This is a genomic window from Streptomyces sp. CG4, assembly GCF_041080655.1.
Taxonomy (GTDB): domain Bacteria; phylum Actinomycetota; class Actinomycetes; order Streptomycetales; family Streptomycetaceae; genus Streptomyces.
Map to the genome: position 1 here is coordinate 214,008 of NZ_CP163526.1, position 12,792 is coordinate 226,799.

Below are 12,792 nucleotides of genomic sequence, written 5' to 3' on the forward strand. Positions count from 1 at the left end.
TTGACCGGACCACCTACCCGGTCGCTACGTTCGCAGACATGTCTCACACGACTTCCGCGCGAGATGTTGAAGGTGTCCCGGAGCAGTCGGCGGCCGTGCGCGACCCCCTTTTCGGGGGCAGGGCAGAGCGATCCGCGGAGCCTGCCGCGCCGGCCGCGGATCCCTCCCCGAAGAGCGGGGCCCGGGTCACCACCCTGGAGTTGTTCTTCGACCTCGCGTTCGTCTTCAACTTCACGCAGCTGGCCGGTGTGTTCAGCCGGGACATGACGCTGCGTGGAGTCGGCCGAGTGCTTCTGATCTTCTGGCTCCTGTGGTGGATGTACGGCGGATACGCGTGGCTCACCAACCACCTTCCGCCGCATCGCCGGCACCACCGGGTCCTGCTGCTGCTCGGCATGGCCTCGTTTCTGGTCCTCGGCCTGGCCACGCCCAACGCCTTCCACGGGGACGGCGTCGCGTTCGGCATCGGCTACCTGGTGATCGTCTCCGTGCATGCCGCCCTCTTCGCCTTCGGCGGCCCGGGAGCGGCCCGCAACATGCTGCGCATCGCCCCGTTCCACACGGTGGGCGCACTGCTGCTCATCTGCGCCGGCTTCCTCGACGGGTGGCCCGTGTACGCGCTGTGGATCTCGGCCGTCGCACTGGAGGTCGTCGCGCCGGTGCTGACGGGCGTGTCGGGCTTCGAGCTGAAGCCGGGCCACTTCGTGGAACGCCACGGACTGCTCATGATCATCGCGCTCGGGGACTCGTTCCTGGCGCTCGGTATCGGCACCGACGGCGGCCAGGCGGGGCCGTCGGTCGTGACCACGGCGGTCCTCATCTTCGTCATACCGGCCGGCCTGTGGTGGGTGTACTTCGACGAGTCCGAGAAGGCCTGGCGGGCCGAGCTCGCCCTGGAGCGGCAGGACGCGGTGCAGCGCTCGCGGCTGGCCCTCGCCGCGTTCTTCTACGCCCACGTGCCGATGCTGCTCGGCCTGATCCTGATCGCGGCGGCAGTCAAGAAGACCATCGTGCACCCCTACGAACCACTGGCCGTGGCCCCGTCCGTCGCGCTGGCCTGCGGTGTGGCGCTGTACCTCGGCGGCATCGCCTGGTTCCACAGAATCCTGAGGATCGGCCCACAGCGTTTCCACTTCACCGCCGCACTGCTCGCCGTCCTGGCCATTCCGATGGGGCATTTCGGAACGGCAGTGGCCGAAGTCATCGTACTTGGTGTCCTCATCGGCGCCGCCCTGCTCAGCGACCATCGCTGGACCGTGAAAATGGCACATCTCTATCACTGAAAGAAGAAAACTCCATGAGTTCTGTAGCCGACCGGCTGGACGTCATCGAGACCTGCACCCGCATGGGCTGGTACATCGACCAGCGCGAGTGGGAGTCGCTGGGTGACGTGTTCAGCGACGAGATCATGCTCGACTACACCAGCCTCAACGGCGGCGAGCCGGGCCCCGTGTCCAGGAAGGACCTGGTCGGTGCCTGGTCGGGCCTGCTCGGCAACTTCGCCGCCACGCAGCACCTGCTCAGCAACTTCCTGGTCGACGTGCAGGGTGACAGTGCCGTCGCGACCGCGATGTTCCAGGCGACGCACCGCATGCCCAACGAGCACGGCGCCCCGCTGTGGACGCTGGGCGGTACCTACCGCATCGACCTGGAGCGCACGGCAAACGGCTGGCGGATCAACGCCATGGTGATGACGGCCACCTGGGCCGACGGCAACCAGCATCTGTTCCACCGCGCCGCGCAGGCTCAGTCCGCCGATTCCTGAGCGACGATCTCATAAAGTCGACCACCGTTTTCTTGCCGACTTCTGAGCATCTCACTCAGGATTCCCCTGGAATTCCCTCCATTTCTAGGAGATTTCATGAGCAACGCCACGGAAGAAACCAGGAAAGTAGTTCAGCGGTGGTTCGGCGCACTCACGTCGGGCGACTTCGAAACGGCTCTCGACACGCTCGCCGAGGACGTCGAGTGGATCAACTACACGCCGGTGCCCGGCTACAACGACGACATGAAGTGGATCGGCAGCTACCGCGGCCGTGACGCCGTCCTCGAAACCCTGAAGATCTTCACCGGGGCAGTGGACGTCCGCTTCGAGAAGTTGGTGAACCTGGTCGTCGACGGCGACCAGGCGGCGGGGGTCATCCACGAGATGTCCACCGTGCGGGGCACCGGCGTCGAGTTCGAGATCGAGTTCATCCAGTGGCTGACGGTCCGCGACGGCAAGATCGCGCGCTGGAAGTCGTACACCGACCCGTCGCAGATCATCCGGGCCCTGCGGGGCGACACGTCGGGGCAGGAGGCCGCCTGATGAGTGCCGAGCTGATCACCGCCGTACGCAACCGGGACACCACCCGCGTCACCGAACTGCTCGCGGCCGGCGCCGACGCACGCCACCGCGAGTCCGCCACCGGGCTGACCGCCCTGATGATCGCGGCGGGGCAGGCCGACGCGCCCACCGTCCGCGCCCTGATCGACGGCGGTGCCGACGTCCTGACCGCCGACACCCGGGCCGGCGCCACCGCGCTGCACAAGGCCTGCCAGGGCGGCAGCCTCGACGTGGTGAAGGCCCTCGTCGAAGCCGGTGCGTTCGTGGACGCGGTGGCCCCCACCACCGGGCACACCGCCCTGATGGACGCCCTCTGGTACAAGTACCCGGACATCGCCGCGTACTTGCTGGCCCGGGGCACGGTGCTGCAGGTGTACACGCACTACGGCTTCTCGCTGGAGCAGCACTTCGCCTACGAGCTGAACGTCAACACCTTCGGCAAGGACAAGCTGCTCAAGGCCGAGGAGCACCTGGGCGCCCGCCGTGCCGACGACGAACGCGCGGTGGCCGCTCAGGAACTGATGGCGGCGACCGCGCAGGGCGACACCGACCGGGTGCGCAAGCTGCTGGAGGGCGGCGCCCAGGTCGACGAGCGCTCCCCCAACCTGGGCGGATTCAACGACAGTCACACCCCGCTGCTCGTGGCCTGCCGTGACGGCCACGACGAGATCGTGCGCCTGCTGCTCGCCGCGGGTGCCGACGTGAACGCGGTCGAGCCCACCTTCGGCGCCGTACCGCTGCACAAGGCCGTCTACAACGGTCACGCCGGCATCACCGCCGACCTGGTCCGCCAGGACGGCATCGACCTCGACTTCCAGGGCGCGACCAACGGCTACAGCCCCCTGCACGACGCGCTGTGGCACGGCTACGAGCAGTGCGCGCGCACGCTCGTCGAGGCCGGCGCCCGGCTCGACCTGCTCGGCCACGACGGCAAGACGCCGCTCGACCTCGCCGTCGAGGTCTTCGGCGCCGACCACGCGCTCACCGAGCTGATCCGCACCCGCAGCGCACGCTGACCGCGCACATCCCCCGACGCCCGGCCATGCACACGGAGTTGAAACATGCTGTTCTACGTCCAGATGAAGTGGAAGCACGAGGGACGCATCACCCTCGACGAGCTGTGGGAGCTGGAGCAGGACGAAGCCGTCCATGCCCAGGAGACGGTGGACTCCGGCTTCTGTGTGGGCATCTGGAAGGTCGCCGCGCAAAAGCGCGTGATCGCCATCATCGACTCGCCGGACGCCGAGGAGCTCGACCGCACCGCTCTGGGCCGTCTCCCCATGCGGGAGTACCTGGAGTTCGAGACCGTCTGGCCGCTGCGTGACTACCTCGGCTTCGCCGAGGACGTCAAGCAGCGCTACAAGGTCTGATCGCGACGAGGAGTACGAGAACGTGAACCGGCAGCGCAACCGCACCGCCCTCGTCACGGGCGCGGGCCGCGGCATCGGTCTGGAGACCGTCCGCCAGCTGGACCTGGCCGGCCTCGATGTCGTGCTGGCCGCGCGTGATCCGGAGCGCGGCCGGGCGGCCGCGCGCACGCTCGGCAGCCCGCGCATCCGGGTGGAGGAGCTGGATGTCTCCGACGCCAAGAGCGTCGAGGCATGTGCCAAGCGGCTGGCCGACGACGGGGTCGACGTCGACGTCCTGGTCAACAACGCCGGGGTCTACCCGACCGTCTCGTTCTTCTCGCTCGACGAGGACGTCATGCGCCGAGCCCTGGACGTGAACCTCATGGGGGCGTTCCGCACCTGCCGGGCCTTCTGCCCCGCAATGGTACGGCGCGGCTACGGCCGCGTGGTGAACGTCTCCTCCGGGCTCGGCGCCCTCACCGGCAACGTGCCTTCCCCGGCGGCCTACGGCATCTCCAAAGCGGCGCTCAACGCGCTGACCCTGGTGGTGTCCGCCGCGGTGCCGCAGACCGTCAAGGTCAACGCGGTCTGTCCGGGTTGGGTGCGTACCGACATGGGCGGCCGTGGCGCGCCGATCAGCGTGGAGAAGGGCGCCGACACCGTGACCTGGCTGGCGCGCCTGCCGGACTCCGGGCCCACCGGGGGGTTCTTCCGCGACCGCAGAAGGATCGACTGGTGACCGCGCCCTCGCACCCTGTTTTCCATCCCCTTCCCAAGGAGTGGCTCTCCCATGAGTACCGCCACCGCAACGGGGCCCGGCGAGACCCGCAACAAGGTCGCCCTGGGCGCCCTCGGCCTGGGCGCCTTCGTCATCGGCACCGCTGAACTGGTCATCGTCGGCGTCCTCAATCTCATCGCCGACGATCTGCATGTCTCTTTGAGCACGGCCGGCCTCCTGGTCACCGCCTACGCGCTCGGCATCTCCATCGGGGGCCCGATCGTCACGGCGGCGACCATCAAGGTGCCGCGCCACACCCTCCTGTGCGGGGCGGTGGCCCTCTTCGTGCTCGGCAACGCCGGCGCGGCCTTCGCCGGGCTGTTCGGCCTGCTGGTCCTCGCCCGTGTCCTGTGCGGCGCCCTGCACGGTCTGTTCCTGGGCGCGGCGTCCTCCGTGGCCACCGGCCTCGTGGCCCCCGAGCACCGGGGGCAGGCCGTCGGTCTGGTCTTCGGCGGCATCTCCGTGTCGACCGTGTTCGGTGTGCCGCTGGGCACCCTGCTGGGCCAGAACCTCGGCTGGCAGGCCACTTTCGCCGGCGTGGCCGTGCTCGGTGTCCTCGCCCTGACCGCGATCATGATCAAGGTCCCGGCCGCCCCGGGCAGCGGGTCGGGCAACCTGGGCTCCCAGGTCAGGCACGCCTTCCACCCCCGGGTGCTGGCCATGCTGGCCGCGGAAGTCCTGCTGATGGGCTCGCAGTTCATCGCCTTCACGTATCTGGCGGCGTTCCTGGAGGACGTCACCGGCATCAAGGGGGCCGTGGTGAGCGTCTTCCTCATGATCTACGGCGTGTTCAGCGCGATCGGCACGTTCGCCGGCGGGCGCTTCGCCGACATCAACGCCTCGCGCACGCTGCTCATCGGCAACAGCGCGCTCGTCGTGGCCCTGCTCGGCCTGTACTTCTTCCGTCAGAGCCCGGCGCTGGTCGGTGTGTCCCTGGCGCTGTGGGGCGTCGTCGGTTTCGGTGTCACCCCCTCGCTCCAGTTGCGCGTCATCTCGCTGGCCGGCGAGGGCGCCGATCTGGCCGCCACCCTGGGCGCGTCCGCCGCGAACGTGGGTGTCGCCTCGGGCGCCGCGGTCGGCGGCTGGGCCCTGGCCTCCTTCGGTATGGCGGACGTCCCGCTGACCGCTCTGGTTTTCGCGGTCCTCGCGCTGCCCGCGGTATGGGCCACCCGGTTCCTGAAGGTGCCGGTCGCCCGGGGCGCGGTGACCGGCTCCGTGCCGGCTGTCGTCGCGAGCGACGACGCCCCCGTGTCCAGCGGACGCTGAGCCGGAGTCGGACCGGGTGGGACAGGCCCGTTGCCCTGGCGTCCTTGAGCGCCGCGGCAACGGGCTCCGTCGTTCGGGCACCGGCCGTTCCGGGGCCGGACGCGGTCGGGGGCCCCGCAGGGCCCCGAAGGCGGGAACGGAACGCGGGTACCGGAGCGGGCCGGACCCGGCCCCGGCGTCATTCCGACGCCGCGGCCGTGGGTTCCGGCTCGGTCTGCCGGGGCGCGACGGGCCGCCGTACGTGCCCTGCGGCGGGATACTCCCTGCCGCGCCACAGGATGATCCGCCGCGCGACCGGCTCCGTGAAGCGGGCCGCCAGGGGGCCCAGGACGACCAGCAGCAGGACGTACGCGGTGGCCAGCGGCCCCAGGGAGGGCTCGACCGCTCCGGCGGAGACCGCGAGTCCGGCGATGACGATGGAGAACTCGCCCCGCGCGACCAGGGCGCCGCCGGCCCGCCACCGGCCCCGTTCCCCGATGCCGGCCCGCTTCGCGGCCCAGTACCCGGTACCGATCTTCGTCAGGACGGTGCACAGGGCCAGCGCGAGCGCGGGCAGCAGCACCGACGGGATGGTGCTGGGGTCGGTGTTCAGGCCGAAGAACACGAAGAACACCGCGGCGAAGAGGTCGCGCAGCGGCATCAGCAGATGATGGGTGTTCTCGGCCACCTCGCCGGACAGGGCGATGCCCACGAGGAACGCTCCCACCGCGGCCGACACCTGCAGCTGCTGGGCGACGCCGGCGACGAGCAGCGTCGTTCCCAGGACAACGAGCAGCAGCTTCTCCGGGTCGTCGCTGGACACGAACCGGGAGATGACCCGCCCGTAGCGCACCGCGACGAGCAGGACGGTACCGACCGCGGCGAGGGCGATGCCCAGCGTCAGCCCGCCCGTCAGCCAGCCCGAACCGGCCAGCAGTGCCGTCAGGATCGGCAGGTACAGCGCCATGGCGAGGTCTTCGAGGACCAGGATGCCGAGGATGACCGGGCTCTCCCGGTTGCCGAGCCGGCCCAGGTCGCCGAGCACCTTCGCGATGACGCCGGACGACGAGACCCAGGTGACGCCCGCGAGCACCACGGCGGCCACCGGCCCCCAGCCGAGCAGCAGCGCCGCGGCGGCTCCGGGTATCGCGTTGAGCAGGAAGTCGACCAGTCCGGCGGGGGCCTGGGTCTTGAGGTGACCGACGAGATCGCCCGCCGTGTACTCCAGACCGAGCATCAGGAGCAGCAGGACGACGCCGATCTCGGGGCCGACCTCGATGAAGTCCTGGCTGCCGCCCAGCGGGACGATGCCGCCCGCGCCGAACAGCAGGCCCGCCAGCAGATACAGCGGGATCGGCGAGAACTTGAGGCGTACGGCGAAGCGGCCGAGCAGGCCGAGCGCCAGGACGACCGCACCGAACTCGATCAGGAAGACGGTGGAGTGCACGTGATCAGCCCCGTTCGAGGATCTCGTGGGCGCCGTCCACGCCTTCCCGGGTGCCGATGACGATCACGGTGTCGCCGCCGTGCAGGCGGAAGTCCGGTCCGGGCGAGGGGATCGCGTGGGAGCGGCGCATGACGGCGACGACGCAGGCCCCGGTCTCGGTCCGCATCCTCGTCTCCCCCAGGGTGCGCCCGTTCCAGTACGAGGTGCCGGTGATGGTGACCTGCTCGGCCAGCAGTCCGAAGTCGCTGGTGTGCAGCAGGTTCGGGTTGTTGTGGCCGGGCAGCAGGGCATCGGCGAGGGACAGGGCCTCCGCGCCGGTCAGCACCAGGGAGATGCCCGCCGAGTCCGGATCGTCGTCGTGATGCACGTTCAGGGTGCGCTTGGTGTCACGGTGCGCGATCACCGACAGCGTGTCGTGCCGCCGCGTCGTGAGCTCGTACTGCACTCCGATGCCGGGCAGCGGGGTGGTCCTCAGACGGGGAGCGGGCATGGTGTCTCCTTAGGCTGCGTCATTGCTTGCGGAACCAGACGCCGCCGAGCGGCGGCAGGACCACGTTCGCGCTGGCCGGCAGGGATTGCCGGGGTTCGGGCACGGCCCGGATCCGGCCGGGGTTGGTGACTCCGGAGCCTCCGTAGGGCGCCGCGTCCGTGTTGAGCACCTCGGTCCAGTGGCCTGTTTCGGGCAGGGCCAGGCGGAAGTCGCGGCGGACGGTGGGCTGGAAGTGGAAGACGCACACCAGCGACTCGCCTCCCTCGCCGTACCGCACGAAGGAGTACACGTTGTCCTGGGCGGCGTCCGCGTCGATCCAGCAAAAGCCCTCCGGCCGGGTGTCGAGGCTCCACAGCGCGGGGTCGTCGAGATATCTCCGGTTGAGGTCGCGCACCAGGTCGCGCACGCCCGTGTGGGAACGGTGCCGGAGCAGGGACCAGTCCGGGCCCCGGTCGTGGGACCATTCGGTGTCCTGGGCGAACTCCTGTCCCATGAAGAGGAGTTGCTTGCCGGGGAACGCCCACATGAAGGAGAGGAAGGCGCGCAGGTTGGCCAGCTGCTGCCAGCGGTCGCCGGGCATCTTCGTCAGCAGCGAACCCTTGCCGTGCACGACCTCGTCATGGCTGATCGGCAGGGTGTAGTTCTCCGCGTACGCGTACACCATCGGGAACGTCATGCAGTGGTGGTGGTGCTGCCGGTGCACCGGGTCCTCGGACATGTACGACAGCGAGTCGTGCATCCAGCCCATGTTCCACTTCAGTGCGAAGCCGAGCCCTCCGTGGTCGGTGCGCCGGGTGACGCCGTCCCAGGCCGTGGACTCCTCCGCGATGGTCAGCACACCGGGGCAGCGCCGGGGCACCGTGGCGTTCATCTCCTGGAGGAACTCCGTCGCGTCCAGGTTCTCGCGGCCTCCGTACACGTTCGGCAGCCACTCGCCGTCGGCGCGGGAGTAGTCGAGGTAGAGCATCGAGGCGACCGCGTCGACCCGCAGGCCGTCGATGTGGAACTCCTCGCACCAGTACACCGCGTTCGCGACGAGGAAGTTGCGCACCTCGTTGCGCCCGTAGTCGAACACGAGCGTCCCCCAGTCGGGATGCTCGCCGCGGCGCGGGTCCGGGTGCTCGTACAGCGCGGTCCCGTCGAAGCGGGCCAGGGCCCACTCGTCCTTGGGGAAGTGGGCGGGGACCCAGTCCATGATGACGCCGATGCCCGCACGGTGCAGCGCGTCGATCAGGGCCCGCAGGTCATCGGGGCTTCCGAGGCCTGCCGCCGGAGCGTAGTACGAGGTCACCTGGTAGCCCCAGGAGCCGCCGAACGGATGCTCCGCCACCGGCATGAACTCGACGTGGGTGAAGCCCAGTGCCTTGACGTAGGCGGGCAGTTCGAGCGCGAGCTCGCGGTAGCCGAGGCCGGGGCGCCACGACGCCAGGTGCACCTCGTAGACGCTGATCGCGGCCCGGTCCACGGTGCGTTCGCCGCGCCGGGCCATCCAGGCGTCGTCGCCCCAGTCGTGGCGGGAGCGGAAGACGAGGGAGGCCGTGCCCGGCGCGGCCTCCGCCGCGGTGGCCAGGGGATCCGCCTTCTGGGTCCAGCGGCCGTCGGGGGTGAGGATCTCGTACTTGTACCGGCACCCCTCGCCGATGCCGGGGACGAACAGCTCCCACACCCCGCTGACGCCGAGTGAACGCATCGGGTGGGCTCTGCCGTCCCAGTGGTTGAAGTCGCCGATCAGGCGCACGGCACGGGCGTTCGGGGCCCACACGGCGAACGCCGTGCCCGCGGCCGTGCCCCAGCCGGACTCGTGCTCGCGCACCCGGGCCCCGAGCACCTGCCACAGCTGCTCGTGGCGGCCTTCGCGGATCAGGTGCAGGTCGAGTTCGCCGAGCGTGGGCAGAAAGCGGTAGGGGTCGTCGTAGTCGAACACGTCCGTGCCGTAGCGGGCGCGCACCCGGTAGTCGGGGACGACCGTGCCCGGCAGGCTTCCCTCGAACACCCCCTCGCCGCGGTGCTCCAGTTCCTGCCGCGGCTCGCCGCGGGGCGTGGTCAGCCACACCTGGTCGGCGAGCGGCCGCAGCACCCGCACGGTGACGCGGTCGGCGGCCGGGTGCGGGCCGAGCAGCGCGTGCGGGTCGCTGAGGTCCCCCGTGGTGAGCCGCTTGAGATCGGTGGCGGTCAGGGCCGTCTGGCGCTGTGCGGTGGTCACGACTGCGAAGTCCCGTCCGTGAGAATGTGGGCCACTCGATGCTGTGGGTCGAGACGTACGTAGTTGTCGCGGCCCCAGCGGTAGCTCTCGCCGGACAGCGCGTCGTGCACCTCGTAGGTCTCCGAGCGTTCCAGTCCGAGCGCGGGCAGATCGAGGGTGATCGTCGCCTCGCGTGTCTCGTGCGGGTCGAGGTTGAGCACGACGACGACCCAGTCGCCGCCGGCGGCCCGCTTGGAGAAGCAGATCACCGCTTCGTTGTCGGTGCGGTGGAGGCGCAGGTTGCGCAACTGGTGCAGGGCCGGGTGGGCACGCCGGATCTCGTTGAGCGCACGGATCAGGGGGGCCAGGGAGTCCCCCGCGGCCTCCGCGCCCTCCCAGTCGCGAGGACGCAGCTGGTACTTCTCGGAGTCCCGGTACTCCTCGCTTCCGGGCCCCATGGGCACGTTCTCGTACAGCTCGTAGCCCGCGTACACGCCCCAGGCCGGACCGGCGGTCGCGGCGAGCACGGCGCGGACGGCGAAGGCCGCCCGGCCGCCGTACTGGAGGTAGGCGTTGAGGATGTCGGGCGTGTTCACGAAGAGGTTGGGCCGCAGGTAGGCCGAGCTCTCCTCGCCGCCGAGGCCCGCGAGTTCGGCCAGGTAGGCTTCCACCTCGTCCTTGGAGTTGCGCCACGTGAAGTACGTGTACGACTGGTGGAACCCCACGCGCGCCAGGGCGTGCAGCATGGCCGGGCGGGTGAACGCCTCGGCGAGGAAGAGGACATCGGGGTCGGTCGCGTGCACCGTGTCGATCAGCCGTTCCCAGAAGGCGACGGGTTTGGTGTGCGGATTGTCGACGCGGAAGATCCGTACTCCGTGGTCCATCCAGTGCCGCAGCACGCGCAGGCACTCCGCGTGCAGTCCGTCCGGATCGGTGTCGAAGTCGATCGGGTAGATGTCCTGGTATTTCTTCGGCGGGTTCTCGGCGAACGCGATCGAACCGTCGGCCCGGTGCCGGAACCACTCGGGGTGCTCGGTGACCCACGGATGGTCGGGGGAGCACTGCAGAGCGAAGTCCAGGGCCACTTCGAGTCCCAGTTCACCGGCGCGTGCCACGAAGTGGTCGAAGTCCTCGAGGGTGCCCAGGTCCGGGTGGATCGCGTCGTGTCCGCCCTCGGCCGATCCGATCGCCCAGGGGGAGCCGGGATCGTGCGGCCCCGCTTCGAGGGAGTTGCCCGCTCCTTTGCGGTGGGTGGTGCCGATGGGGTGGACCGGGGGCAGATAGACCACGTCGAAGCCCATGTCCGCCACGGCCTCCAGCCGCTTGGCCGCGGTCCGCAGGGTGCCCGACCGCGGCGGCTGCGCCACCCCGTCCACGACCCGGGGGACGACGGCTCCCTCGGACCGGGGGAAGAACTCGTACCACGCGCCGTACAGAGCGCGTTCGCGGTCCACCCGCAGCGGCAGTTCCGGGGAGCGGGTGAGCCGTCTGCGCAGCGGGTGCGCGGCGAGCAGCGCGGCCACGGGGGAATCGGTGACGGCGGCGAGCCGCTCCTGCGCGTCGAGGCGCCCGTCCCGCAGCAGTGCGGCCGCCCGCGTCAGCTGCGCCGCCGCGTCGGCCGGGAGCGTGCCGGCGACCTCCTCGGCGACCTTCTTAAGGAGCAACGCGCCTTCCTCCAGGACCAGTTCGGTGTCGACCTCGGCCGGAATCTTGATCTCGGCGGCCTGCCACCACGTTGCCCAGGGGTCCGTCCACGCCTCCACCCGATAGGTCCAGTCGCCCTCCCGGCCGGCGGTGATCCACGCGGTGTAGCGGTCGGTCCCGGGGGCCACGAGACGCATCGGGATCCAGCTGCCCGCACGGCCGTGGGGATCGGTGAGCACGACACCGGCTCCGACCGCGTCATGCCCTTCCCGGAAGACGGTGGCCGAGACCTCGAACTCCTCGTCGGGTACGGCGCGGGCGGGGGTGCGGCCGCCGTCCACCTGGGGCGACACGTCCACGATGGGGATACGGCCCACACCGGGCCCGGATCCGGCGGACGGGCGCGTCGCCTCGCGCTGCATGGGCTTGCCCTCCATAGTGCTCGTGCCTCCTCGCACCGGGGTGCGGTCGCTGGACAGTGGGTGTTCGGTGGTGCGAGCGGTGCGCGTGGGGCTGCGGACGCGGTCAGCGGCGGATCGCGGTGGTCCCGTTGCTGACCTCGGAGATGATCCGGCGGTATCCCGACACCAGCGGATGGTGCGGATACGCCGTGGAGAACAGCCGCTCCCCCGCGAGCGACGCCATCTCGGGCGCGTACGGCAACACCGTGGTGATACGGGTGTTGTACGCGCTCTCCACATCGCCGCGCAGCCGGTCGCCCACGGCGCCGTCGGGGGCCATGTTCACGGCGATGCTCATGCCGTCGAAGCCGAGCCGGTGCGCCAGCGCCCTCGTCTCCCTGGCGCCCACGAGGTCCAGGCGGTCGGCCCGGGTCACGACCACGAGCGCGTCCGAGCTCGCCATCGCGGTGACGGTCTCGTTGTTGAAGCCCGCGTGTGTGTCGAGCAGCAGCACGTCGAGTGCCAGGGTGTCGATGAGCCGGTCGAAGCCCTCGCGCAGCAGGCCCACGTCGTAGCCGCGCCCCATGATCTCGTTCACCCCGGTGGCCTGGCTCCTCGCCGGGACCAGGAAGAACCCGTCATGCCCGGCGCTCTCGTCGACGGCGTACGCCGCTTCCTCGATCTCGCAGCGGCCGATGAGGTAATCGGTGAGCGACCGCCGCGCGTGCGGCGCCGCCATGTCACCGAACATCACGTCCAGAGCAGGTGTCTGGATGTCGGTGTCCACCAGAGCGACCCGCAGGCCCGAAGAGGCCAGCAGCAACCCGAGGTTGGCGACCGTGCTGGATTTTCCGGTGCCCCCTCGGTAGGAGTGCACTGTGATGATCTGTGACATGTCTCCACCTGACGGTTTCTGATGAGTTGGCACGC

General features: G+C 70.1%; 12 protein-coding genes. 7 read left to right on the forward strand and 5 right to left on the reverse strand.

The features are described 5' to 3' along the window. The first annotated feature begins 38 nt into the window (after positions 1 to 38). The 7 genes from AB5L52_RS46180 to AB5L52_RS46210 all read left to right on the forward strand — a co-directional run bounded on the left by AB5L52_RS46180 (position 39) and on the right by AB5L52_RS46210 (position 5,719). On the forward strand, positions 39 to 1,283 hold the full coding sequence (locus AB5L52_RS46180) for a low temperature requirement protein A (protein ID WP_351766732.1): 1,245 nt from the start codon (positions 39 to 41) through the stop codon (positions 1,281 to 1,283). Positions 1,284 to 1,297: 14 nt separating this feature from the next. Further along, on the forward strand, positions 1,298 to 1,765 hold the full coding sequence (locus AB5L52_RS46185; RefSeq protein ID WP_351027653.1) for a nuclear transport factor 2 family protein: 468 nt from the start codon (positions 1,298 to 1,300) through the stop codon (positions 1,763 to 1,765). Between the two features lie 96 nt (positions 1,766 to 1,861). Further along, positions 1,862 to 2,308, forward strand: a complete 447-nt coding sequence (locus AB5L52_RS46190) for a nuclear transport factor 2 family protein (RefSeq protein WP_351027654.1) — start codon at positions 1,862 to 1,864, stop codon at positions 2,306 to 2,308. Beyond that, positions 2,308 to 3,342 (forward strand): ankyrin repeat domain-containing protein, encoded by a 1,035-nt coding sequence (locus AB5L52_RS46195; protein ID WP_369369173.1) that lies wholly within the window; start codon positions 2,308 to 2,310, stop codon positions 3,340 to 3,342. The genes AB5L52_RS46190 and AB5L52_RS46195 overlap by 1 nt, the downstream gene beginning before the upstream one ends. Before the next feature lie 45 nt (positions 3,343 to 3,387). Beyond that, positions 3,388 to 3,696 (forward strand): muconolactone Delta-isomerase family protein, encoded by a 309-nt coding sequence (locus AB5L52_RS46200; protein WP_351027658.1) that lies wholly within the window; start codon positions 3,388 to 3,390, stop codon positions 3,694 to 3,696. 22 nt (positions 3,697 to 3,718) lie between these two features. Then, a complete protein-coding gene (locus tag AB5L52_RS46205) occupies positions 3,719 to 4,414 on the forward strand; it encodes an SDR family NAD(P)-dependent oxidoreductase (RefSeq protein WP_369369175.1) in 696 nt (231 codons plus the stop codon). A gap of 51 nt (positions 4,415 to 4,465) precedes the next feature. Then, positions 4,466 to 5,719: an MFS transporter gene (locus AB5L52_RS46210; protein ID WP_369369176.1), complete on the forward strand. Its 1,254-nt coding sequence runs from the start codon at positions 4,466 to 4,468 to the stop codon at positions 5,717 to 5,719. 178 nt (positions 5,720 to 5,897) lie between these two features. On the opposite strand, the gene AB5L52_RS46215 is transcribed toward AB5L52_RS46210, so the two are convergent. The 5 genes from AB5L52_RS46215 to AB5L52_RS46235 all read right to left on the reverse strand — a co-directional run bounded on the left by AB5L52_RS46215 (position 5,898) and on the right by AB5L52_RS46235 (position 12,757). Beyond that, positions 5,898 to 7,145, reverse strand: a complete 1,248-nt coding sequence (locus AB5L52_RS46215; RefSeq protein WP_369369177.1) for a cation:proton antiporter — start codon at positions 7,143 to 7,145, stop codon at positions 5,898 to 5,900. Between the two features lie 4 nt (positions 7,146 to 7,149). Beyond that, positions 7,150 to 7,635, reverse strand: coding sequence for a TrkA C-terminal domain-containing protein (locus AB5L52_RS46220; protein ID WP_351027663.1), 486 nt, complete (start codon positions 7,633 to 7,635; stop codon positions 7,150 to 7,152). A 19-nt stretch (positions 7,636 to 7,654) separates the two neighbouring features. Then, entirely contained in the window at positions 7,655 to 9,838 is a 2,184-nt protein-coding gene (gene glgB / locus AB5L52_RS46225) for a 1,4-alpha-glucan branching protein GlgB (RefSeq protein WP_369369179.1), read from the reverse strand. Then, the gene (locus AB5L52_RS46230) at positions 9,835 to 11,898 is read right to left on the reverse strand and encodes a maltotransferase domain-containing protein (protein WP_369369181.1); all 2,064 of its coding nucleotides are present in this window, start codon (positions 11,896 to 11,898) and stop codon (positions 9,835 to 9,837) included. The genes glgB and AB5L52_RS46230 overlap by 4 nt, the downstream gene beginning before the upstream one ends. Positions 11,899 to 11,986: 88 nt before the next feature. Then, positions 11,987 to 12,757: a MinD/ParA family protein gene (locus AB5L52_RS46235; protein ID WP_351027668.1), complete on the reverse strand. Its 771-nt coding sequence runs from the start codon at positions 12,755 to 12,757 to the stop codon at positions 11,987 to 11,989. Between the last annotated feature and the right edge of the window lie 35 nt (positions 12,758 to 12,792).

Excerpts from the sequence above, each read along its gene's own strand:
- AB5L52_RS46180 (WP_351766732.1), top strand. The coding sequence starts at position 39 with ATGTCTCACACGACTTCCGCGCGAGATGTTGAAGGTGTCCCGGAGCAG.
- AB5L52_RS46185 (WP_351027653.1), top strand. The coding sequence starts at position 1,298 with ATGAGTTCTGTAGCCGACCGGCTGGACGTCATCGAGACCTGCACCCGC.
- AB5L52_RS46190 (WP_351027654.1), top strand. The coding sequence starts at position 1,862 with ATGAGCAACGCCACGGAAGAAACCAGGAAAGTAGTTCAGCGGTGGTTC.
- AB5L52_RS46195 (WP_369369173.1), top strand. The coding sequence starts at position 2,308 with ATGAGTGCCGAGCTGATCACCGCCGTACGCAACCGGGACACCACCCGC.
- AB5L52_RS46200 (WP_351027658.1), top strand. The coding sequence starts at position 3,388 with ATGCTGTTCTACGTCCAGATGAAGTGGAAGCACGAGGGACGCATCACC.
- AB5L52_RS46210 (WP_369369176.1), top strand. The coding sequence starts at position 4,466 with ATGAGTACCGCCACCGCAACGGGGCCCGGCGAGACCCGCAACAAGGTC.
- AB5L52_RS46220 (WP_351027663.1), bottom strand. The coding sequence starts at position 7,635 with ATGCCCGCTCCCCGTCTGAGGACCACCCCGCTGCCCGGCATCGGAGTG.
- AB5L52_RS46230 (WP_369369181.1), bottom strand. The coding sequence starts at position 11,898 with ATGGAGGGCAAGCCCATGCAGCGCGAGGCGACGCGCCCGTCCGCCGGA.
- AB5L52_RS46235 (WP_351027668.1), bottom strand. The coding sequence starts at position 12,757 with ATGTCACAGATCATCACAGTGCACTCCTACCGAGGGGGCACCGGAAAA.